We start from the raw sequence: 21762 nt of genomic DNA on the forward strand, positions 1-21762 counted from the left end.
GGCTCAGTCCTGGTTGCGGCCAATCTCAACGCTCTCGAGGATGCCGAGCGCGTCCGGGATGAGCACCGCCGCTGAGAAGTAGCTGCTGACGAGGTACGAGATGATGGCCTTCTCGTTGATGCCCATGAAGCGCACGTTGAGGCTCGGCTCGATCTCATCCGGGATGCCGGCCTGGTGCAGACCGACGACGCCCTGGTTCTTCTCTCCGGCGCGCATGAGCAGGATGGAGCTGGTGCGCGAGTCGGAGATGGGAATCTTGTTGCACGGGAAGATGGGCACGCCGCGCCACGCGGGCACCATGTTGCCGTTCATCTCCGTGCTGGTGGGGTAGATGCCCCGGCGGTTGCACTCCTGGCCGAACGCAGCGATGGCGCGCGGGTGGGCCAGGAAGAAGGACGGCTCCTTCCACACGGTGGCCAGCAGCTCGTCCATGTCGTCCGGCGTGGGCGGGCCCGAGCGCGTGTGGATGCGCTGGCTCAGGTCCGCGTTGTGGAGCAGACCGAAGTCGCGGTTGTTGATGAGCTCGTGCTCCTTGCGCTCCTTCAGCGCCTCGACGGTCAGGCGCAGCTGCTGCTCCGTCTGGTTCATCGGCTCGTTGAAGAGGTCCGCCACGCGCGAGTGGATCTGGAGGACCGTCTGCGCCACGCTCAGCTCGTACTCGCGCGGCGACGTCTCGTAGTCCACGTACGTGCCGGGCAGCACCGGCTCACCCGAGTGGCCCGCGGCCAGCTCGATGGCGGCCTGGCCCGAGGTGTCCTGCTTCTTCTTCGAGCGGGCCTTGAAGTCCTCGATGTGCTTCTTCAGCGAGGGAGACTGGTCCACCACCGCCTCGAACGCGGACTGCTCCAGGATGAGCACCGTGCAAGGGGTGACGGCCTTGGCCGTGAACTGCCAGTAGTCCTGAGACTCCAGCAGCGCCTGGTAGCTGTAGTGGTCGCCGTCCGCGAGCACGCCCAGCACGGTCTGGTCGCCGTACTTGCCCGCGCCCAGCTTGTTCACCTTGCCGTGCGCGATGAGGCAGATGGAGTCCGCCTCCTTGCCCTTCTCGGTGATGACGTCGCCCGCCTTGAACTCCTTCTGCACGAAGCGGTTGGCCAGCGCGGTGAGCACCTCCACGTCGTCGTAGCCACGAAGAAGCGGCAGCTCGCACAGCTCCTGCGGAATCACCTGCACCCTGGCGCCGGTGGTGGTGAACGTCACGCGGCCATCGCCCACGGCGTAGGAGAGGCGGCGGTTGACGCGGTACACGCCGCCGGACACCTGCACCCACGGCAGCAGCTTCAAGAGCCACCGGGACGAGATGCCCTGCATCTGCGGAACGGACTTGGTCGTCGTCGCGAGCTGGCGCGCCGCCGCGGTCCCGAGGCTCAACTGCGAGTGCTCCTGCTCACTGCCCGGCTTCATCGAATTGGCCATGACTCACCTGGTGTCACTGAGGGAAAGGGTTGAGGGCTGCGGGAGAAATCAAGGGAGGCGGGGACCCGTGCGGCCCCCACCGAACAGCGAGGCGATGCGCGCGGCGGAGGTGCCCAGCCCCGTGGGGCCGACGTACCGGAGCGCGCGCCCACGCGCGGCGCGCAGCTCGAACTCCTTGTAGCGGTCCACCGTCTGGTGCCACTTCAGCACGCCCGCCATCCACGTCTGGAGCTTGGTGACGTACCGCTGCAACTTCTCCTTGGCGTCCGCGTCCAGGTTGAAGTTGCGCACCAACTGCGACAGCTCCGTGGCGACGATGTGCTCGAACTGCTTCATGCGCGCGGTCATCAGGTCGTTGACGACCTCCACGGCCCGCGCCTTGTCCGTGTCCAGGAAGCGCTGGACCACGAGCACGCCGTTGTTGAGCTCGCCCTCGAACTCGATCTCCTTCTGGTAGGAGAAGACGTCGTTCGTCAGGCAGGCGTAGTCGGCGGCCGAGTTCTCCAGCGCGCGGATGGGCCGGGTGTGGAAGATCTCCATGGGGATGGCATCCCCATGCGCCAGCCGCGACAGGCTCATGGTCAGGTCCGAGCCGAACGTCTTGCGCCGCATCTCCACGTAGTCGACCGGATCCGGAATGCGGTTCTGGATCTGATTGGCCAGCTCCCAGAGCCAGCTCTCGGTCATGTCCTGGATGGCCTTGCGGAACAGGCGCTTCGAGTTCGGCGTCAGCGTGGCGACCGTGCGGGCCCACAGGTCCGCGAGCCCGCGCTCCACGGGGTTGGTGGCCACAGCGCCCTGCGTCGACGGATCATCCGGCATGAACGCCGTCAGCCGGGCGTTGAACACCTTCGCGCCGGCCATGTCCTTGGAGTGGCCGTAGAGCGCGGGGAAGTAGTCATCCGCGTAGGTGCCCCACACCAGCCAGCCCGCGGTGAGGTTCAGCTCGGTGGGCGACGCATCCGGGTGGATGAGCGCGCCGCACAGGGCCACATCGGCCACGTCGAAGATGTGGTCGTCCCAGATGACGGCGCCGGGCACCCCGGGCAGCGCGTCCAGCATCCCCATGCTGCGCGCCCACTCCTTGGAGTGCCGGCGCGCGGCGTCCAGGTGCGGACTGGGAGACGTGGTGTACGGCATGTGGAACTTCGGGAGCGTCACCGGGCCCACGGGCAGATAGGGCGCGTGGGTGAAGGCCTTGATGCGGCCGAGCCCCAGCGCGCCCGGCGTTCGAGGCAGCCGCGCCGCGGAGAGCCCCAACCCCGAGAGCCCCAGGGGCAGCGCCTCCTCCTTCTGGACCGCGCCCTTGTTCATGTAGCGGCTGGAGCGCAGGTGCCACTCGTGCCCGCCGGACTGCCAGTCCTGGAGTCCTCGGACGTAGGTGAGGACCTGGGCCTGCTCCACGGGCGTGATGGCGTGCTCGGCGAACAGCGACGGCAGCTCCGTCACCACCGTGTTCTCGAACTGCTGGAGCCGCGACGTCAGGATTTCATTGACGAGGTTCGCCGAGCGCTGCGTCTCCGTGCCCAGGAAGCGCTCCACCACGAGGACGCAGTTGGCCAGCTCGCCCTCCTCCATGATCTCCCGCTCGTAGGAGAACAGGTCGTTGCGCAGGTGCACCGCGTCCGAGAACGTGTCCTTCAACACGCGCATGGGACGGCTGGCCGCGATGCGGTCCGGCACCTCGGCGGACACCGCGTGCTCCACCAGGTCCGCGGACCACGGCGCCCCGCCCACCTTGCGGCGCATCTCGATGTACTCGATGGGGTTCGAGACCCGGCGCTCGCTGATGTTGGCCAGCTCCCAGGTGGACTCGTCCAGCAGGCTCTGGGTGCTCTCGAAGAAGCGACGGCGCCAGTCCACCGAGCGGCTGGGCACCGTGCGCGCCCACAGGTCCGCCAGTCCGCGCTCCACCGGGTTGCTCGGCGGCGGAGAGGCCACTGACAGGTCCACCGGCATGAACAGCGGCAGGCGATCCAGGTAGGCCTTCGCGCCCGCCTGATCGCGCGTCTTCTTGTAGACCTCCAGGAAGTGGTCGTCGAAGTAGAAGACCCAGACGTACCAATCCGTGATGAGGTCCAACTCCAGACTGGGCGCCTCCGGATGCGTGTAGGCGCACAGCAGGGCGTAGTCCATGGCATCGAACTTCGCCTCGCTCCAGATGACCGGAGCGCTCCCGTCCGCTGGCGCCCCGATGATGCCCAGCTCGCGCGCCCAGGCCTTCGAGTGCACCCGCGCCGCTTCCAGATGCGGGTTCAGTCGCGCCGGCCACGGGACGTAGAAGTCCGGAAGTTCAAAGGGTTGCTTCGATCGCGGCTTGGCCATGGCCACCTCTCGCAGGAAAGCGGCGCCGTTGTAGAGGCGTGAAGCATTGAACTCCACGTCAAAATTGGGTTCACAAGCTTTTCCAGAATCCAAGAAATGACCCCACGGCTGGGTAGACGGGCACCTCAGGGAACGTCAGAAAAGGAACGTGGGGTGATACGGTTCCGCCATGTTGCGCCGCGTGTTGAATTGGATGGGCTTGAAGAAGGGCCACGCCGCCGAGGAGCCTCTGTTGGAGGCCGACGAGCTGGCCCGGTGGTATGCGCGCCTCCCCCTCGAACAACGGCGGGAGCTCAGCCGTGAGCTGGCGAACCGGGTGCGTCCTGAACCGCCCCCTGGCTCACTTGACGCGCTGCCCGCGGTCGCGACAGGCCGCGTGGTATTCGAGCATGACGGCCCCACGGGCCCCATTCCCTTGCACCACCTGAAGGTCGAGCTGTGGGACCGGGACTTCGGCACACCGGATGATTTCCTGGGCGAGGGTTTCACGGACGCGGAGGGGCGCTTCGCGGTTCGGTACGACCCTGCCAGCGCGGGCGTGGGCGATCTCCCCGACCTGGAGCTGCGCCTCTTCGAGCCCCAGCACACGTTCGCGAAGAATGGCCGCGTGGTGGAGCACTGGCGGCGAATCGGAACGGAGCGGGGCCCGGACGACTTCGCCGGCCTGGAGTACGACTTCGGCACGCTGCGGCTGCCATACTGGGAATACGATCCCACCACGCCCCTGGCTCGACTGCTCGTGACGGAGGAGGGCACGCCGCCCACGGCCTACGCGCCGGGCCGCGCGCTCGCGATGGTCAAGGCCGTGGCGCCCATCGAGCTGGTCAAGCGACAGCACCTGCTCCAGAGCCGGCTGGGCAAGTCCCCCAGCCTCGAAGCCATCCAAGGGGACTACCCCGAATCCATGACGCGCCGATTGGAGCGCGAGTCTCCGGGCTCCACCCGCACGGATGCCTTCTTCGGAGAGCGCCTGCTCAACGGCATGTTCTCCACCCTCTTGGACGGAGACCCCGAGCTGCCCGGAGACGCGAGCGCCTTCCGTCTGTACTTCCCGTGGAATGCCTACGAGCAGGATGGCAGTCATTGCCTCCCGGACGTGGACATCCGTCTGCGATTGGAGGACGGGCGGCTGCTCCCCACGCGCATCATCCTGGGGATGCGCGAGCCGGGGGCCACCGCGCCGGGCTCGCCGGTGACGCGGCGCACGTTCACGCCCCAGGACGGCGCGGGCTGGGAAGCCGCCAAGCGGATGGCGCGCGTGAGCGCCACGCTGGACACGGAGCTGGGCAATCACCTGGGCCAATGTCACTTCAACGTCGAGCAGTACGCCATCGCCGCGCATCGCAACCTGCGGCTCAATCCCTTGCGGTGGCTCTTGCTCCCCCACCTGCGCGAGGTGGTGCTCATCAACCACTCCGCCAACGGCTTTCTCATCGGCCCCACCGGCTACATCACCCGCGCCAGCGCGCTCACGCCGCGCGCGGTGGAGACGCGGCTCGTCCACCTGCTCGGCAGCTACGACTGGAAGGGCTTCACGCCCAAGACGCCCGTCTGCGAGGGCCACCACTACGCCCACTGCGCTCACCTCTTCTGGCGACTCATCGGCGAGCACGTGGACGCCTTCTTCGCCGAGCATGGCGCACAGCTCGAGGCCCAGTGGCGCGAGGTGCGCCGCTTCTCGGACGACCTGGTCGCCCACTCCGCGCCCGCCTTCATCTGCCGCTACCTGCGCGCCACCGTTCCCGGCAAGCCCGCGCCCTGGTTCGCGCGCAGCGAGCGCATGGACCTGGACGCCAAGGCCGCCGAGCCGCCCCCGCGCGCGGTCAGCCCGGTGACGCACACGGACACGCCCCAGCCCGGAGAGATGGACGCGCTCCGGCAGTTGTGCTGCTACGTCATCTTCTTCGCCACCTTCCGCCACGCGTGGGCCAACAACCTGCAATGGGAAGACGCCGGCGAGGTGCTCTACTCCTGCCTGGGGTTGCGCTGGGGCAAGGCCGGCGCGCTCTCCTCCGAGGCGGACCTGGACGTGGCCCCACCCCCCGATGACGCCACGGAGATGCTGTGGATCTCCTGGATGCTGTCCAAGACACGCTACGGCTTCCTGCTGGCCAATGAGGAGGAGGACGTGCATCCGCGGTTCGTGGAGTTGCTGCGCGCCCATGCCAGCGACTTCGCCGCGCACGGCCTGGACATCCGCACGGTCAGCTCGCGCATCAACATCTGACGCCGCGGCGCGGTGTTGTCCATTCAACACTCGCCCGGCGAGCGCGTCAGGGGAGTCTGACAATATTTAGCGCGAAGACTCGCGATAGGGTCCGTTTGGCTTCGCGAGCGCGGGCCTGACGCCTTTCCCGTCGGCACTCGTCTTGGATTGAGGGGGAGCAGCCCATGCAGGGCATGGAGTTGACCGACTTGTACGGCCGCTTCGGCGCGTCCGTGTACCGGAGGGCGTTGCTCCTCCTCGGAAACGCCGAGGAGGCGCGCGACGTCACCCACGACGCCTTCGCCTCGATGGTGGAGCAATGGGGGCGCCTGCGAAGCCATCCCGCGAACCCTTCCCTCCTCCACCAGATGGCGACCTGTCTGGCCATTGATCGCCTGCGCCAACGCGGCCGGTGGCGAGATGGTCAGCCCTACACCGAGCCCTCGCATCCCGGGGACATGCGGCGCGCCGAGGCCGCCAAGGACCTCGCCCTGCTGCTGCACGGCGAATCTCCCCAAACCCTCTCCGCAGCCGTGCTCCACTTCGTGGACGGGCACAGCATCACCGAGGTCGCCACGCACCTGGGTCTGTCTTCCAAAACCGTCCGCCACCAACTCCGACGCTTCGTGGACCGGGCCCGGAAGCGCAGCGTGCGCCTCGACGGCAAAACTTAACTAAGCTGAAATTCATGAATTGATAGAAATAATCTTCCCATTGCTCGGGCCTCGGTCGATCCCTCCACCGCAGTCCACCCAGAGGTCCCGAGGAGTGCACGTGAAAAGAACGCTGCTGCGGTTGGTGCTGTCCGTGCTCGCCGTTCCCATGTTTGCCGCCTGTGGCCCCGAGTCCGAGCAGGCGCTGACGCGCCCCGCCGCTCCTGACGTGGCGATGGAGGCCCAGGCGTTGGAGGCGCAGGCGTTGAACGCCGTGGCGCTCGCGGACGTGAGCCCCAAGGGGGAGCGCCCGCTCGTCCGGTTCATCCAGGCACCTGATGCGAAGGCCTCCGCGGATGGCGACGTGAAGTCCGTGGGCCCGGAGCGCTACGGTCTCCTGCTCATCGATCGCTCGGGCTCGATGACGGCCATCCGGAGCGCCACGGGCAACAGCCGCTGCAAGGACGCGAAGAAGCAGTCCCTGATCGAGCTGGAGAAGATCTTCGATCCGACTGGTGGCAACCGCACCCGCGTCGCGGTGGTCAGCTTCGCGGGCTCGCTCGTCAGCAAGCTCACCGTCGGTTTCGTGGACAAGGCCACGGCCAAGGCCGCGTTGGAAGCGCTGGGGGACGAGACCTGCTCTGGCCTCACGCCCCTGGCGGACGCCATGTGCTTCGCCATCGATTACGTTTCCAGCCAGGACGCGGGGAACTCCACCACGATGTACATCGCTACGGATGGCGAGGAGAACGCGAGCACCGGCGTCTGCAGTGGCACGTGGGGAGATCCGGTCACCGACCCCGCCTCGTGGCAGTACAAGGTCTACGCCAAGGCCACGTCGTCCCTGGTGAAGATGGACACGGCCTATTGGACGGGCTCGTCGGTCCTCACCCTCCTGCCCACGAATGACGCGCCGTCCGCCGCGGCGACCGGGTGCACCAGTGCCATCCTCTGCGAGGACAAGCTCTTCTCGTCGCTCGCCACCATCTCCGGGGGTGAGTATCGCCGGGCCAAGGACACGAACGCGGCCTATCCCTGCGCCGCGGGTGCCTGCCCGGCGCCCTTCGCGGGCACGCGAGGCAACCTCTTCGCCTTCAACGTGCAGGGCACCAGCGGCGGCACGGTCAACACTGCCAACACGTCCATCTACCTGCGCCAGGGCGAGACGCTCAACGTGGGCACGTGCGGCGTCAACGGCGCCACGGGCACGGGCGATACGACCATGCGCCTGTTCGCCCCGGGCGGCGCGCAGGTGGCCCTGAACGATGACGGCTGCGGCCTGCTGTCGAAGATCACCTACGTCGCGCCCACGACGGGCACGTATCAGGTGCGCGTGGGTTGCTTCGCCAACAACCCCTGCGGCGGCACGGTGGCGTACACCATCGGCTCGTCGTTCACGTTCAACGTGAGCAACACCAATGGCGGCACCGCGAACACCGCCAACGCGAAGATCTACGTGCGGCCGGGCCAGCGCGTGCAGGTGGGCACCTGCGGCCTGACGGGCGCGAGCGGCACGGGCGACACCATCCTGCGCCTCTTCGATCCGGCCACGCCCCCCGCGCAGGTGGCGCTGAACGACGACGCCTGCGGAGGCAGCCTCTCCAACCTCGTCTACAACGTCGCCGACACCATCTGGGGCGACGCGGAGATTCGCGTCGGCTGCTACTCGACCACGGCGTGCAGCGGGACCGTGAGCTACGTCATCACGGACGTCGCGGCGCCGTGATGCGGGCCTGATGACTCCCGCCCGGGATGCGCCGGTCCTTCTCTGGAACCGGTTCGTCCCGGGCGTGGAGGGTTTCGTCACATCCCGCGCCTCGTGCACCTCCGCCCCGGTATCCCTGCCGACGACTCGGGAGGCGGCGCTCACGCGCGGCCCCGAGACGTCGTGCGCATGTCGCGCGCTCGCAGGGAGCGACACCATGATGCAGTGGAAGGCCATGCAGCGGCGCATGTGGACCGGGGTCCTCGCCCTGGGCCTGCTCGCCGGCTGCCAGGGAGAGAATCTCCCTGACTCCCAGGCGGAAACGTCTGGCTCTCAATCGCAGGCACTGACCTGCACCAACCTCATCCCGGTGATGACCTCCGCGACGACTCCGTCCGGCATCGCCAGCGCCTCCGGCAGCTTCAACTCGACCTACGACGCCTGGAAGGCCTTCGACGGCAATTATTCCTTCTGGCTCTCCCCACAAGGGCAGACGCCCGCCTGGCTCGCCTACCAGTTCACCGACGGCGCCAGGACCGTGCGCCGGTACGCAATCACCTACTCCAACGGCGACCTCGTCACTCGCGCCCCCAAGGACTGGACGCTGGAGGGGTGGACCGGCTCGGCCTGGGTGGTGGTGGACACGCGCACCAACCAGACGGGCTGGCCCAGCGCACAGGCCCAGCGCCGGGAGTTCGACGTGGCCACGCCGGGCAGCTTCGTGAAGTACCGGCTGAACGTCACGGATGACAACGACCCCCGCACGGGCAACGTGGTCGTCTCCATCGGGGCACTCGAGCTGATGAGCTGCGAGGAGCCCGTCACCGTCTGGACGAGGACGTCAGGAGGAGCCCACGGCGAGCCCCTGGCCTATGGCATCGCAGGGACACCTGCCGGACGCACCTACCTCACGGGCTTCACCAATGTGGGACTGGAGGGCACGCCCACCGCGACTGGCCCCACCGATGGGTTCATCATCGCGCGGGACTCAAGCGGGACCGTCCTCTGGTCCAGGCAGTTCGGCTCGCCCACGTCACAGGTGTGGCCGTACGCCATCGCGACGACCAAGACCTCCGGTCAGGTGCTCGCCGCGGGCGCGATGCATGGTCCGTTGGATGGCGCCCCTCAGATGGGAAGCTATGAGTCGTTCCTCACGAAGTACAGCGACACCGGCGTGCGCCAGTGGACCCGCCTGCTGGGCACGACGAGCGGTGACACGGGCGCCTATGGCGTGGCCGTGGATGGCGTGGACAACGCATTCCTCGCGGGCAGCACCTGGGGCAGCCTGGACGGCAACACGCGCATCGGGTTGCACGACGCGTTCGTGAGCAAGTACGACAGCGCGGGCAATCGCCTGTGGACGCGGACGGTCGGCGCGACGGATGCGCGAACCGAAGCCCGGAGGGCCAGCACCGACAGCTCGGGCAATGTCTTTATCTCGGGCTGGACGACCGGCGCGCTGGACGGCAACTCGAAGACAGGCCCCAGCGACGCCTTCGTCACCAAGTTCGATACCAACGGGGTGAAGCAGTGGACCCGTCAAACAGGGACGACATCGGGCGGCGCGACGGCCTGGGACACCACCACCGATGCGAGTGGGAACATCTATCTCACGGGTAGCAGCATGGGCGGGATGGATGGCGTTCCCCTTCCTGTGAACCCGGACCGAAACGTCGCCTTTGTCGCGAAGTACTCGCCCGCCGGCGTCAAGCTGTGGGTCTGGGAGCTGAAGTCAGGCTCGGCCTCCGCCGCGACGGGAATCTTCGCCAGCGCGGACGGCATCTACGTGAGCGGTGGAGGGGTCGCGGACGTGGCGCGGCCCGATGACACCAGCGGCGGCAGGATCCACAACTTCGTCGCCAAGCTCGACTTCAACGCCAGCTTGAAGTGGGTGGTGCAGCAGCCTCCGCCCACCATCAACGGAGCATTCACCGACATCCAGCCCTACGGCCTCACGGTCGACGCAGCGGGCAGCCCTTATCTGGGCGGCTTCCTGTATGGCGACTTTGACGGAAACACGCTCAAGGGCCGCCCCGACGCGTTCGTGACGAAGCTTTCCCCCCGGTAGTCGCGAGATCAGACGGCACATTTCGGGTGGAGGTGTGCCGCCTGTTTCACGCCGGTCCCGGCTTGGAATGGGTTCATCACAGACCAACCCCTGAGCTTCTTCCCCATCGTCGAAACCTCTGGCCGCGGCTCGGGTCCCGGCGTTCGCGCTGGGCCCCGAGACAGCGTGCGCCTGTCGCGCGCGCTCGCAGGCATTGACCTGCCCCCACCACCTCACGACTCCTCCTGGCTGTCTCCTCAAGAGAGGCAGCGACGAGCACGTCGCCTTCTGGTCGTGGCCAGTGGCGTCGGCGCGCGATCCCTCGAGGTCGATGAGCCAGCACGCCCTAGGAAAGCACCACGCAGCCGCGCTCCCGGAGCCCGGGGGGAGGGGCCAGCCCCGTCCAACGCAGGTCCAGCTTCTCGAGGGCGGGCAGCTCGGCCAGCCCGGGCGGCAGGCGCTGGAGTGGATTGGCGCGCAAGTCGAGGCAACGAAGCCGAGGCAGTCGTGCCATGGCGTCGGGAAGCGCGGTGAGGCGATTCTCCCGCAGGTCGAGGTGGCGAAGCTCGCTCAGCTCGCCGATTGCCTCGGGGAGCGCGGTCAGGGGGTTGCCGCGCAGGTGCAGCTCACGAAGGGACGCGAGCCCTCCAATGGCCGCGGGGAGTTCCTTGAGCCCCGCATGGAGCAGGCGCAGCTCAATGAGGCTGCGCATCCGTCCAATGGCCTCCGGCAGTTGGGTCAACGGATTCTCACCGGCATTCAGGTACGTCAACGCGGTGAGTTCGCCGAGCGAATCGGGAAGCTGGGTGAGGCGGTTCTCATGGACGTAGAGGACCTCGAGCTCGCGCAGCGCGCCAATGCTGTCCGGCAACGCGTTGATCCGATTGTGCCCCAGGTCCAGTGTCTTCAGACGAGTGAAGCCCCCAATGGCCTCGGGCAGGACCTCCAGGCCGATCTCGTGAAGGAAGAGTCGGTCGAACTCCGCGAACTGCGTTGCGGCGGCCTCCAACAGGCTCGGTTCACGCGCGACGGCATCTCGCAAGGCGGCGAGGGTCTTGTCGCGGTGGCCTTGACGCTCATGAAGAAGTGCCAACCTGAAATGCAGGGCAGCACGCTCCGGGCGCTCACGAAGGCCCTGCTCCACCAGCGCCTGCGCCCGCTCCGGCTCGAGAGCGAGAAGCGCGTGGAGGGATAGGAGGTCCGCTTCGTGGGCCTGCTCCGGGTGCTTCGCGACAAGGACTTGCAGTGACGGGTCATCGGACATGGGGCGCCTGGGCTGTTGACGCGGATTACTAGGGGCCGGCCCTGCTCGATGCAACCCGGGATCGCCCCACGTCGTGACGTCGGACGACGCACGGCACGGCGCGGTGCGCCGTCCAGCGAGTCCTCGCGGCTGCATCACCCGCCCGCGTTCGCTCGCTGCAGGGCGGCCTGGAAGATGCGGTCGGTGCCCTGCCCGAAGCCTGCGCCGTCGAAGGGGACCTCCACGCCTGGCGGGATGCCCACACGTTCGTAGATCTGCTGATCCGGCGCGGTGTACAGCTCGACGGAGAGCCCGAACTCCCAGCCATTGGGCAGGTGCCGCGTGGGCACGTCGGACAGCGCGCCCATCGTACGCTCGCCCATCACGGTGACGTTGGGCAGCCCTCGCATCGCCATCGTGAAGTTCTCCGCGGCGCTGGCGGTCACGCCGCTGGTCAGCAGGTAGATGGGCCGGGTGAATTGCCGAGCCCCCGCGGGAGCGAAGCGGAACTCCCGTTGCGGGGTGAAGCCCGTCAGGGTGCGCGTCTTCTTGTAGAAGCCGGTCCGTTCCACGTCGGTGAAGCGGCCCGCGAGGGCCAGCGACACGGCATCGTATCCACCGGGGTTGAAGCGCACGTCGACGAGGAGGGCTTGCTTGGTGGAGAGCGCGGCCAACGCCGTGTCCAACGCGTGTCCCGCCGCGGCGACCTCCGCCGCGACACCGCTCTCCGGATCGCCGGTGAACTTCTCCATCCGCCCCAAGAAGATGTACCCGACGCGCTCGTTGAGGGATTGCCACGCCACGCGGTTCTCCGCCGCCGTCGTCACGCCGGGGCCGCCCAGATAGTGGGACAGGACGTACGGGCCAATGTCGGAGAAGTGGTCCTCGAAGTCCGCGGGGAGCGACTTGGGATTGTACACCTCGTCTCCCGCGACGAGGCGGATGTGGCCGTCGGTGAGCGGCGCGAGCAGCTCGGACAGGAGCGCGAACAACTCGGCATCCGTCGTCGTGGCCGTCACACGCGGCCGGAACTGCGTGTAGCGCGCTTGCCAGTCCACGCCATACAGGTCGAACAGGGCGTACTGCTCGGCGAAGGTGCGCCAGAAGATCTCAAAGTTGAGCACTGGATCATTCGGCTGTGCCACCGGCTGCGAACAGGCCTCGGGCAATGGCGCGCGCTGTCCGGTGACGTGGACCGTGCCCGGATCCTCGATGAGCAGTTGGTGGTCCGCGACGCGGAAGTGGAAGCCCGCGTCCGGAAGAGTCCCGTCCACCAGCGCTCCCGAGATCCACGGCAGACAGCTCGCGGAGGTGATCTCGAAGAGTTCCACCTGTCTCCCCTGGACACGGACCGCGAGGCCATACCCATCCGTGCGCCACGTCCCCTCCAGGGTGTCATCGGATGCGGGGTGCTCACCGCCCTCCGGTTCATCCTTGCCGCACGCGAGAGACAGACAGAGCAATGCCAGGGGAAGAACCACGGGGTAGCGAGACATCGGCACCTCGAAGCCAGCGAGTTGTCAGGCTTCAACACCGACGTCGCCGCGCACTGCTACTCATGCCGCGCGAGGCCGCGGCCCGGGAGGAAGACACGAGCCTCTCCCACGCGAGCGGGATCGACCCGCAGGCCCGAGACCGCCGAGGAGGTAACCACCCGGTCCGGACGCCCGTCCAAGGGAGCGGTCCCAATGGTCCGCGAGCCAGAAGTCGAGGGTTCGCCAGGTTGGACGATCGCAACGCAGGGCATTCGCGCTACCGCTGCTCCGCGATGATGAGGCCGCGCTTCGGATCAACGGCGTAGAGCCCTCCCACGTCATTGGAGAGATCATTCGGGTCGCAGAGTTCGGTGCGCGCGTAGATGCCCACCAGGATGATGCCGTCCGGCAGCGGCTCGACAGCCACCTGGTAGATGTCGCGCCGGAGGAGGCAGTCCTCCATCGGGGTTGTGTTCTTCAGAGGCTTGCGATCCAGCGGAAGGTAGTCATCCATCGCGAGCTGAATGGCCGTGGCCACATCGCCCCCCAGGAGCGTCGTTCTCCCCTCCTGAAACGTGAGGGTCGGGAACACGAACTTCTGGGCCTCCTCGGGCGGCGCATGGGGGGGACGCTTCGAGCGCTGAAAGAGCGAGCACCCCGTCAATGCAATGAGCGACAACGCCAGCAAGGCTGACCGCCTCATGGAGTGCCCCCCGGCACCGACAAGATGACGCCATTCATCTTGTCCTTGACCTGACCGATGAGCTGCCAACGATGCCCCTGCCGCACGTAGACCTCTCCGGGACGCGACTCGCCAATATGGGGGATGTACATCTGAACCGTGCAGGTGGGATCCATCTGGATGCGGAAAGAGTATCGCTGATGTGACTGCCAGCGGTCCTGGAGCGACATCCGCGAGTACCTCCAGGGATGCGTGTGGTAATCCGCGAGAATGGCCGTCCGGCCACGTTCGTCCACCACCCGATACGGAAGCCGGCAGTCTTTGAAGTCCTTGTTCTCCTGACTGACGCGCAGACTCTCGATGGCCGCAGGCCAGGAAGCATAGTACGCACCCTCCTGCGAGTAGATGACGCCACAGTACTCCTGGCCATACTCCCCCCGAGCCGGCGCCGCGGCCGGCATCTCCATGAGCGGCGCACAGAGCTGATCGATGATGTCATCCGCCTTCAGGGACGAGTGGATGGCGGGCCATGGCCCCCGCACCCAGGTGACCTCTCCGCCGTTGCGCTCCTCCGTGCCGTAGTAGGTGCCCCTGCCCTCCCGAAGATACGAGTAGCTGCCGCACGCCCCCAGCAGCGTGAAGGCGACCAGCCAGCTCAACCACGACACGAATCTCATCGGCTCCCCCACTGCGAAATGGCTTCCCGGCACCCGTGAGTTCACCGGTGCTGGGTGACAACAGTGCACGGGCGCGTCGCGTCTGTCTTTCCCAGGCGAGTGGTATGCCGCACGCGACCTGCCCTGGGGGGCTACCCACCGAGAGGGACAGACACGCGAGCCGTTCCCCCGCAACCTGCCGGGTACATGCCCGCAAGACGCCCATGTCGAACTCCGCGAGTCCGCCACGAAGGAGCACTCCAGACACATCCCGCCCACGCGCGGGCGGGTGAACCTGGCGAGGAGTGGCGATGAGATACCCGTCACGGACGGTGGCAAGCCTCCTTCACGAGCGCATGCTCCAACGAGACCCCGTGGCCACCGTGGACGTCCTCCAGTCCTTCATGGACCCGATTCGCAAGGCCCTGGAGCGCCGCCTGTCCTGCTCGGCCGATGACGCCCACGACTCCACCATCGACGCACTGATGTCCTATCTGGCCGCCCCTGAACACTTCGATGCCAGCCGCGGCACATCCCTGGGTGCGTACCTGACCCAGGCGGCTCTCAAGAAGGCCGTGGACCGGTGGCGCAAGGAGACGGCGCGAGGTCAGCGCGAACTCAAATTCGCGAACGTCGTCGAACTCCAGGCCCGGGCTCCGAATGACCTGATGGAGCGCTATGTGGAAGCCAGCCAGGCCGTGACCAGACTCGCGCCGCCTCGGATGCCCGAGAGGGATTGGGCGCTCCTGCGCGACGTTCTCCAGGGGGAAAGCTCCACCCAGGAGATGGCGGTGGTGCTGCGGCTTCCACTCGGTCCGGAACATGAGCGGCGGCGGGAGGTCAAACGCCACCGCGACCGGGTCATGAAGCGGGTGGCACGCCTGGGAAGAGAGGACCGCGATGACGAATCCTGACTGGCTGGCGGACGCCGCGCGGCGCAGCGAAACCCAACCCTGGGCGCTCGGCCGCGTGCTCGCGAACTACCGCCGAGTGGAGCAGTGCACCGAGGAGGCGCTTCAAGCGGAGCTGGGGTGCTCCCGCGAGACGCTCCAATGGCTGGCATTGTGCCGCTGCCCCGAGGGCAAGGCCTTCGCCGACGATGCCTCCCGCATCGCCAAACGTTTTGCAGTGGATCTCTCGGCGCTCATCCGGGTGCTTCGGCACGTCCAGGTGATGAATGCTCTGGGTTCTCGAGGAGGAAGCGGCGACGCGTCGCGCCGCGACGCCTCCTCGCTCCAGATGGCGGCCCGAGACCGCACGCAAGACGACCCGGACGACCCATGAGCGAATCCTGGCTGAAGCAAGCCGTCGCGGTCAGTGGCCTGATTCCCCCCAAGACCTTCCCACGAGACCTGATGCTCGAGGCGCCCCATGTTCTCCCCATCACCTTCGTGGGGCTGCGCGGACTCACCGTCGCGGGCATCGAGCAATGGCTCGCGCGGCGGGGGTTGAACTGCCCCGTGGGCAGCACGTCGCGCAAGGTGCATGGACTCATGGTGTCGCATCGGGGCGCGGGCATCCTCTTCCACGACCTCGATGACGCCGAGGACGAGCGGCGCTTCACCGTGGCGCATGAGCTGGCACACTTCGTCCTCGAACAGCGGCTGCCCCGCGCTCGCGCGGCGCGCCGGTTCGGCCCGGGCATCCACGCCGTCCTCGACGACCAGCGCCCACCCACGCCCGCGGAAAGTGTCTCCGCGATGATTGACCACACCCCGCTGAGTCCGCAGCTCGATCTCCTGGAGCGAGGCGCGCAGGGAGAAATCCTCCAGGGTCACATCCGGAAGGCCGAGCGGCGCGCGGACCAGTTGGCGTTCGAGCTCCTAGCGCCCGCGAACCGAGCCCTCGACGTCGTCAACGGAACGTCCGCGGACGAAGGCGTGGCGAAGCTCACGCAGACCTTCGGACTTCCGCGCGAAGCGGCCGAGCGCTACGCGTGCCTCCTCCGCCCGAGCCTCCACGCGCCGCGATTCTCCATGGCGGAGTTCCTGAACGGGACGGAGGATGACCATGACCGACCCTGACGTTCTCGACGAAGGTGACGACGACTTTCGCAAGGCCTTCGGCGCGGACCTCGCGAGCCTGCTCGACCTGGAGTCCTGGTCCCAGGACATGGACTTGGGACCTGTCATCCAGAGCTTCCGCAAGGAGGTCACCCAGGCGGTCAACAAGGAGGACTACCTGCGCGAGTTGGTCCGCCGCGAGCTGCTCCCACGCATGCAAGGCCGCCCCGGAGGCCCGCCCGAGGCGGGGCTGTACCAATGCACGGAAGAGGAGCTCACGGACATCCAGCAGGGCCTGCTCTTTCGCGGCAACGTGGACGCCGTGTGCGGCAGCGCGGTGTCCCACGACAACCTGTCCCTGGGCATCACCCAGTTGGGGCTCGTCATCGCGAACTATGGCGGCACCTCGGGCTCGCTCTCGCAGCGGCTGTTCCGGCGCGAGGTGGCGGACACGCACGCCAATGCCTTTCAGGAAGCGTGCGACTTCATCGAGCGGAGACAGAACAGCCCCTATGGGGAACGGGACAGTTTGTCGAAGCTCGCGCGCCGCTGCATCCGCCCCTATGCGGAGCGCGCCCTGCTGGTGCACCGTGCCGAGGCGGAGTGGCGCATGGGGGTGGGCAATCCCTGCACGCGGGAGCTGGTGACCGGCGCGGGCTATCACAGCCTGCTGCACGCGTCGCTCGACGTGCTGCGCAGGCTGGTGACGGAGCATCCGAAGTTCGTCTTCATCTCGGACGACCTCGAGGAGCGCGGGCTGCTCACGCTCGGGCACGCGCTCGATTCGCGCGAGTACCTGGTGCTGGAGACGCTGGAGCGCGAGTGCCACCAGTACGTCGATGAGTGGGAGTTCCGGAACCAGAACAGCCCCCGAGCGCGCCGCTTCGTCCAGGACTGCTGCCCGCTCATCCTGCGAGGCGTGTATCGCGTCTCGACTCGCGCGGCGCCGCGACTCTTCTATGCGCATCGCGACCATGTGCACCTCGCGGTGCGCGTCGCCATGGCGGACAGCCACCTGTACCCCGAGCGCGGACTCCCGATGTTGCTGGGCGTCGCGGCGGCGACCTGTCGGTCTGTCTTTGGCGAAGACGGGTTCCTCGGACTCGTGCAGGACGCCTATGCGCAGGCGGGCGCGAGCCTGCGGTATCTCCACGCGCCCTCGCGGCGCCGGTAGTCATCAGTTCACGCAGTCATCAGGGGGGCAACGTCATGGCGGATGAGGGAAAGACATCACCAGGCCCGGGGGTTCCCATGGCACGCGGTGGCGCGATGCGCGCATCCCCCGTGGACGAGGGGCCCAGTCCTTATGGCGCAGCGAGGTCCGCGCCCCGGACCTCGACCGCGACAGTGAGTCGGGCGCCCTTCCCCTCCGGAGCGGGCGGCCCGCGCGGAGAGCCGGCCCGGCCTCCCCCACCCGTCCAGGAGCCTCCGCCTCGTCCGAATGTCCGCACGCCCACGGCGCGTGCGCCCCTCGTCCGACCCACGCCGCCCGAGGCCCTCCAAGCGCTCCTGGAGGTGAAGGAGCAGGCCCAGGAGGCTGCGCGACTCGACCCCGAGGTGGAGCATGCCGTGGCCTTCACGCACTTCGACACCTCGGGGAGCGAGGACAACCACATCACGCTCCTCATCACCCGCGAGGACGTCCCGAAACTCGCATCGCAATCGCTCGTGCGAATCCAATCGCGGGCCGATGGCCGGACGTATCTGGGGATCGTCGTGAGGGGTCCCTTCGCGGAACCCAACGCAGTCCCTGCCAATTCGAGCATGGCGGTGGGCGTGGTGACGCAGGGAAAGAAGCTGGCCTACACCTTCGACTTCCACGGCCGCGCGGAGGTGGAGCTGTTAGGCGAGGAGGTTGACGGCGCGCTCGAGCCGCCACGCTTCCGTCCGCAACCGCAGAGTCCTGTGTTCCTGCTCGACGAAGCGGAGAGCGCCCGCGTGCTCGGCGTGGGGGGCGACCTGTGTCTGGGGCGCGTGGTGGGCTACGAGCGGATGGAGGCCCGCGTGAATCCCCGGGACAAGGCACTGCTGCCGCGACACACCGGCATCCTCGGGACGACAGGCGGCGGCAAGTCCACCACCGTGGCCACACTCATCCACCGGGCCCAGGCTGCTGGCATCGCAACCATCGTGTTCGATGTGGAGGGCGAGTACACGCGCGTGGATGAGCCCGCGGATCACCCCGCGATGAAGGAAGCCCTGCGTCGCCGAGGGCAGACGCCCCAGGGGGTGCGCGACCTCCACATCCACCACGTGCACGGGCGCAAGAGTCGCAACCCTCGGCATCGGAACCTGCACCCGTTCTCGCTCCAGTTCTCCCGCCTGTCGCCGTACGCAGTGGCGGAGATCCTCGACCTCTCCGAGGCGCAGTTGGAGCGCTTTCTCAGGGCATATGACGTCACGAAGCTGCTCTTGGAGGACTTCGGCATCTTCCCCAACCCCAAGAACCCCAATGACTTGAGGATGGCGCTCGACGTGGACGAACACACGACTGGCTATCCGCACATGACGCTCCAGCACCTGTTGGACGTGGTCAGCGCCTACCTCTACAGCCTCAGCGACGAAGGCCGCGCGGAGGCTCGGCCCCGAGCACGCGGAGCGGCGCGCAGACAAGGCGCACTCCTGGACGGCATCGAGGCGGACGACGCAGCCAATCCCGTCGAAGAGGCCCCAGCGCGGGCGCAGGGCCTCCAGCTCTACAGCGAGTTCCGCACCGACTCGCGCAAGGTCATGGCCCGGGTCATGGCCCAGGCCAGCCGGAATGAAATCAGCTGGAAGGCGCTGGCGGGAAAGCTCTTCCGACTGCGCCGCATGCGGCTCTTCGACACTGGCAACGCCGGGGTGAACTACAGCACCCTGATTCACGCCGGACGGGTGTCCATCATCGACTTGTCCGACACGGAGTCGCCCCAGCTCAACAACCTCGTCATCGCGGACCTGCTGCGCGGCGTCCAAGATGCGCAAGAAGAGAGCTATGAGCGCTCTCAAGCCCAGGACACCCCTGTCACACCCGTGCTCCTCATCATCGAGGAAGCCCACGAGTTCCTCTCGCACAGCCGCGTGACGAAGCAGATGAAGAACCTCTTCGAGCAGGTGGCCGACATCGCCAAGCGCGGTCGCAAGCGGTGGCTGGGACTCGTCTTCGTGACGCAGCTCCCGCAGCATCTTCCGGACGAGGTGCTAGGACTCATCAACCAGTTCGTCATCCACAAGATGACTGACAGTGGCGTCATCTCCCGGCTGAAGAAGACCGTGGGTGGCATTGACGAGAGTCTTTGGAACAAGCTGTCTCGCCTGGCCCCAGGTCAAGCCCTCGTCTCGTTCAGCAGCTTCACCCGCCCACTACTGGTCGCGGTGGATCCCGCCCCCATGAAGCGGCTGCTCGTGGACTGAGCAAGGCCGAGTCATCCCCCGCGCCGCGCGCCCGGCTCAAGCGAGGACGGTGCGCGGAGCCCCTCTCGTAATCAGCGGTCCGAAGAGTCCAGGCAGGTCACTTCCCGCCATGTACTGCAACACAACCTGCGCTTAGACCGGCCCCCAATGAAACACTTCATTGACCTCGTCAAAAAGTATCACCCTGGCTTCTCTCAGAGAATTGAACCGGCAGACAAATATGACATATCCACTCTTGAGAGACGTGCGGGCTCGCTGCCAGGTGCCTACCGTCGCTTTCTTGAGACGATGGGAACGAGCATGGGAGATGTTGAGCTTGCCGAGGCCTCTCTCTCGATTGAGGGGGCACTCAACGCCTACACCCTCTCTTGGCTCAAAGACGACCGGTACATCCTCTTCGGTGGAGATAACGGACTCTCCAGCCGACATTGGTTCCTTGATCGCAAGAGTCCGCATGGAGCCGACGATTGCATGGTCGTCCGCAGGGTATTGGCAGAAAACAATCCTCCAGAGGCAAGCACTCCCCAGTACGTAGGCCTAGAGGAATTCCTTTGATACGAGGCCTTCAAGGAGCTTCGCCTGCCACAGCTCCCCTTCCGGCGAAAGTTCTCCTCACCGGAAAATGCCGATGCCGCGGCCCTCTGCCGTTCGGACGGAGTCACGGCACTGGCCGAGGAGCAGGGATTCAAACGCATTCCGCCTGCCGAACACTGCTCACTGTACGACCGAGCAGACGCCGCGCTGCTGCTCTACCGTCATCCAACTCAGCCCACCTTCTCATTCATCCTGGGCTGCGAAGACTCGGCGGAGATGGCGCGACTGACCCAGGAGTTCGAGACACGAACGGGGCTGAAGAGCGTCATTACGCGGTAGGCAAAGCCAGGATGTCCTGACACATATCCAGAAGGACGCGGCCCCCGCGACACCAGCCAGCGAGCGGGTGATGAACACCCACGTGGATGAATTCGTCCGCGAGGCTGCTGCGACAAGCATCAGGTGGAAGCGCTTTCTCACCCCGTGCGCTCCAGCGACACACAGGGGGTGGCCCGCGCCATGAGGTCGAGCGCACACCGCCTTCCGCACCAGCGTCCGTCACATTCTGTGCGCAGGTTCGTGCACCGCCGCCGAGGGGAGTCACTGCCTTGGCCTGGACTGGGGTCCTGAGGCCTGAACCCTGGAATGAGCTACACCCTGACCTGCATCGTGGCGCGCTGCCATGACTCGCGAGAGGCCGATGCCATCCTCGACGCGGCGGCGACCTCCTTCCGGTTCGCCGCGCGGCGCCGGTTGGAGACGCCGTTCAAGGGACTCATCGTCGCCTGCGACTTCCAGCAACTTTAGGAGGACTACGAAGCACCTCCGGAGAAGTATCCCTTCGCGAACGAGGACGATGCCTACGAAGGGCTGCACTCCGACCAGATGAACCTGGACCTCCTCGAGTTCAGCCGGCGCTTTCCCCAACAGCGCTTCGGGTTCATCGACGTCGATTGCTTTGGGGGAGTCCGTAAGGACGACGGCCACGTGGTGCACGGCGGCGAGGTCCTCTTCACGACGCCGACCGCGGCGATGAATGGTCATCAACAGGTGTTTCAGCAGCTCGGTCTCGCTTCGCCGGCGTGGTACTTCGAGCCCTTCACCCGGGGCTACTTCGAGTCCGGATATCAGCCCCCCGAGCCCAAGTCCCGCGAAGTCACTGGCGCACTGCGCGGGCGCATCGAGGGGGCGAACGCCAGCGCCCTCTGTCACCTCTTGCGGATGGAGTTCAAGTCCCCCTGGCGGGTCTGGACCATGATGAACACGTGGATGGTGAGCCACATGGCGACGTGGACGTCTAAACCGAGGGTCGTGATTCGCGATCAGGTTGAGGGGCGGGCAAGCGCGAGACGAGCGGGAAGAAAGAGCAGGGGCACCTCTCGTTCGGCTCTGTGTGCGCAGAAGACCTGAGAGCGAGAAGGCCC

Annotated in this window: 18 protein-coding genes; 12 read left to right on the plus strand and 6 right to left on the minus strand. The window is 66.9% G+C overall.

The window, feature by feature from the left end; all coding sequences use genetic code 11:
• Positions 1–3: 3 nt before the first annotated feature.
• Both KRR26_RS20000 and KRR26_RS20005 read right to left on the minus strand, forming a co-directional pair.
• Positions 4–1416, minus strand: coding sequence for a family 2B encapsulin nanocompartment shell protein (locus KRR26_RS20000; protein ID WP_120209773.1), 1413 nt, complete (start codon positions 1414–1416; stop codon positions 4–6).
• Positions 1417–1464: 48 nt separating this feature from the next.
• Positions 1465–3741, minus strand: coding sequence for a family 2 encapsulin nanocompartment cargo protein terpene cyclase (locus KRR26_RS20005; protein WP_120209871.1), 2277 nt, complete (start codon positions 3739–3741; stop codon positions 1465–1467).
• 169 nt (positions 3742–3910) lie between these two features.
• On the opposite strand from KRR26_RS20005, the gene KRR26_RS20010 reads away from it, so the two are divergent.
• The 4 genes from KRR26_RS20010 (at position 3911) to KRR26_RS20025 (ending at position 10373) form a co-directional block, all read left to right on the plus strand.
• On the plus strand, positions 3911–5968 hold the full coding sequence (locus tag KRR26_RS20010; RefSeq protein ID WP_120209774.1) for a lipoxygenase family protein: 2058 nt from the start codon (positions 3911–3913) through the stop codon (positions 5966–5968).
• Positions 5969–6132: 164 nt separating this feature from the next.
• Positions 6133–6621, plus strand: coding sequence for an RNA polymerase sigma factor (locus KRR26_RS20015; protein WP_120209775.1), 489 nt, complete (start codon positions 6133–6135; stop codon positions 6619–6621).
• A 100-nt stretch (positions 6622–6721) separates the two neighbouring features.
• Positions 6722–8326 carry a vWA domain-containing protein gene (locus KRR26_RS20020; RefSeq protein ID WP_147423067.1) on the plus strand — a complete coding sequence of 535 codons (1605 nt, stop codon included), beginning with the start codon at positions 6722–6724 and terminating at the stop codon, positions 8324–8326.
• A 196-nt stretch (positions 8327–8522) separates the two neighbouring features.
• Complete coding sequence (locus KRR26_RS20025) at positions 8523–10373, plus strand: SBBP repeat-containing protein (protein WP_217080566.1); 1851 nt, start codon at positions 8523–8525, stop codon at positions 10371–10373.
• 325 nt (positions 10374–10698) lie between these two features.
• On the opposite strand, the gene KRR26_RS20030 is transcribed toward KRR26_RS20025, so the two are convergent.
• From KRR26_RS20030 to KRR26_RS20045, 4 genes are all read right to left on the minus strand, one after another.
• Entirely contained in the window at positions 10699–11394 is a 696-nt protein-coding gene (locus KRR26_RS20030) for a leucine-rich repeat domain-containing protein (RefSeq protein ID WP_217080567.1), read from the minus strand.
• 356 nt (positions 11395–11750) lie between these two features.
• On the minus strand, positions 11751–13091 hold the full coding sequence (locus KRR26_RS20035) for a S41 family peptidase (protein WP_217080568.1): 1341 nt from the start codon (positions 13089–13091) through the stop codon (positions 11751–11753).
• 256 nt (positions 13092–13347) lie between these two features.
• A complete protein-coding gene (locus KRR26_RS20040) occupies positions 13348–13773 on the minus strand; it encodes a hypothetical protein (RefSeq protein ID WP_217080569.1) in 426 nt (141 codons plus the stop codon).
• Positions 13770–14429, minus strand: coding sequence for a hypothetical protein (locus KRR26_RS20045; protein WP_233577423.1), 660 nt, complete (start codon positions 14427–14429; stop codon positions 13770–13772). The genes KRR26_RS20040 and KRR26_RS20045 overlap by 4 nt, the downstream gene beginning before the upstream one ends.
• Before the next feature lie 290 nt (positions 14430–14719).
• Here KRR26_RS20045 and KRR26_RS20050 point away from each other — a divergent pair, with 290 nt between their 5' ends.
• From KRR26_RS20050 to KRR26_RS20085, 8 genes are all read left to right on the plus strand, one after another.
• Positions 14720–15322, plus strand: a complete 603-nt coding sequence (locus tag KRR26_RS20050; RefSeq protein ID WP_120209781.1) for an RNA polymerase sigma factor — start codon at positions 14720–14722, stop codon at positions 15320–15322.
• Complete coding sequence (locus tag KRR26_RS20055) at positions 15309–15692, plus strand: hypothetical protein (protein ID WP_120209782.1); 384 nt, start codon at positions 15309–15311, stop codon at positions 15690–15692. Before KRR26_RS20050 ends, KRR26_RS20055 begins: the two co-directional genes overlap by 14 nt.
• Positions 15689–16432 carry an ImmA/IrrE family metallo-endopeptidase gene (locus KRR26_RS20060; protein WP_217080570.1) on the plus strand — a complete coding sequence of 248 codons (744 nt, stop codon included), beginning with the start codon at positions 15689–15691 and terminating at the stop codon, positions 16430–16432. The genes KRR26_RS20055 and KRR26_RS20060 overlap by 4 nt, the downstream gene beginning before the upstream one ends.
• Positions 16419–17585: a hypothetical protein gene (locus KRR26_RS20065; protein ID WP_321202796.1), complete on the plus strand. Its 1167-nt coding sequence runs from the start codon at positions 16419–16421 to the stop codon at positions 17583–17585. Before KRR26_RS20060 ends, KRR26_RS20065 begins: the two co-directional genes overlap by 14 nt.
• Before the next feature lie 173 nt (positions 17586–17758).
• Positions 17759–19804 (plus strand): ATP-binding protein, encoded by a 2046-nt coding sequence (locus tag KRR26_RS20070; RefSeq protein ID WP_328707175.1) that lies wholly within the window; start codon positions 17759–17761, stop codon positions 19802–19804.
• Positions 19805–19951: 147 nt separating this feature from the next.
• Positions 19952–20359, plus strand: a complete 408-nt coding sequence (locus tag KRR26_RS36910) for a hypothetical protein (protein ID WP_236068852.1) — start codon at positions 19952–19954, stop codon at positions 20357–20359.
• A gap of 624 nt (positions 20360–20983) precedes the next feature.
• The gene (locus tag KRR26_RS20080; protein WP_217080572.1) at positions 20984–21145 is read left to right on the plus strand and encodes a hypothetical protein; all 162 of its coding nucleotides are present in this window, start codon (positions 20984–20986) and stop codon (positions 21143–21145) included.
• A gap of 78 nt (positions 21146–21223) precedes the next feature.
• A complete protein-coding gene (locus KRR26_RS20085; RefSeq protein WP_217080573.1) occupies positions 21224–21748 on the plus strand; it encodes a hypothetical protein in 525 nt (174 codons plus the stop codon).
• Positions 21749–21762 lie beyond the last annotated feature (14 nt).

Source organism: Citreicoccus inhibens (assembly GCF_019039035.1).
GTDB lineage: Bacteria > Myxococcota > Myxococcia > Myxococcales > Myxococcaceae > Citreicoccus > Citreicoccus inhibens.

Excerpts from the sequence above, each read along its gene's own strand:
- KRR26_RS20065 (WP_321202796.1), top strand. The coding sequence starts at position 16,419 with ATGACCGACCCTGACGTTCTCGACGAAGGTGACGACGACTTTCGCAAG.
- KRR26_RS20035 (WP_217080568.1), bottom strand. The coding sequence starts at position 13,091 with ATGTCTCGCTACCCCGTGGTTCTTCCCCTGGCATTGCTCTGTCTGTCT.
- KRR26_RS20040 (WP_217080569.1), bottom strand. The coding sequence starts at position 13,773 with ATGAGGCGGTCAGCCTTGCTGGCGTTGTCGCTCATTGCATTGACGGGG.
- KRR26_RS20055 (WP_120209782.1), top strand. The coding sequence starts at position 15,309 with ATGACGAATCCTGACTGGCTGGCGGACGCCGCGCGGCGCAGCGAAACC.
- KRR26_RS20010 (WP_120209774.1), top strand. The coding sequence starts at position 3,911 with ATGTTGCGCCGCGTGTTGAATTGGATGGGCTTGAAGAAGGGCCACGCC.
- KRR26_RS20045 (WP_233577423.1), bottom strand. The coding sequence starts at position 14,429 with ATGAGATTCGTGTCGTGGTTGAGCTGGCTGGTCGCCTTCACGCTGCTG.
- KRR26_RS20060 (WP_217080570.1), top strand. The coding sequence starts at position 15,689 with ATGAGCGAATCCTGGCTGAAGCAAGCCGTCGCGGTCAGTGGCCTGATT.
- KRR26_RS20080 (WP_217080572.1), top strand. The coding sequence starts at position 20,984 with ATGAGCTACACCCTGACCTGCATCGTGGCGCGCTGCCATGACTCGCGA.
- KRR26_RS20005 (WP_120209871.1), bottom strand. The coding sequence starts at position 3,741 with ATGGCCAAGCCGCGATCGAAGCAACCCTTTGAACTTCCGGACTTCTAC.
- KRR26_RS20000 (WP_120209773.1), bottom strand. The coding sequence starts at position 1,416 with ATGGCCAATTCGATGAAGCCGGGCAGTGAGCAGGAGCACTCGCAGTTG.
- KRR26_RS20085 (WP_217080573.1), top strand. The coding sequence starts at position 21,224 with ATGAACCTGGACCTCCTCGAGTTCAGCCGGCGCTTTCCCCAACAGCGC.
- KRR26_RS20050 (WP_120209781.1), top strand. The coding sequence starts at position 14,720 with ATGAGATACCCGTCACGGACGGTGGCAAGCCTCCTTCACGAGCGCATG.
- KRR26_RS20025 (WP_217080566.1), top strand. The coding sequence starts at position 8,523 with ATGATGCAGTGGAAGGCCATGCAGCGGCGCATGTGGACCGGGGTCCTC.
- KRR26_RS20015 (WP_120209775.1), top strand. The coding sequence starts at position 6,133 with ATGCAGGGCATGGAGTTGACCGACTTGTACGGCCGCTTCGGCGCGTCC.
- KRR26_RS36910 (WP_236068852.1), top strand. The coding sequence starts at position 19,952 with ATGAAACACTTCATTGACCTCGTCAAAAAGTATCACCCTGGCTTCTCT.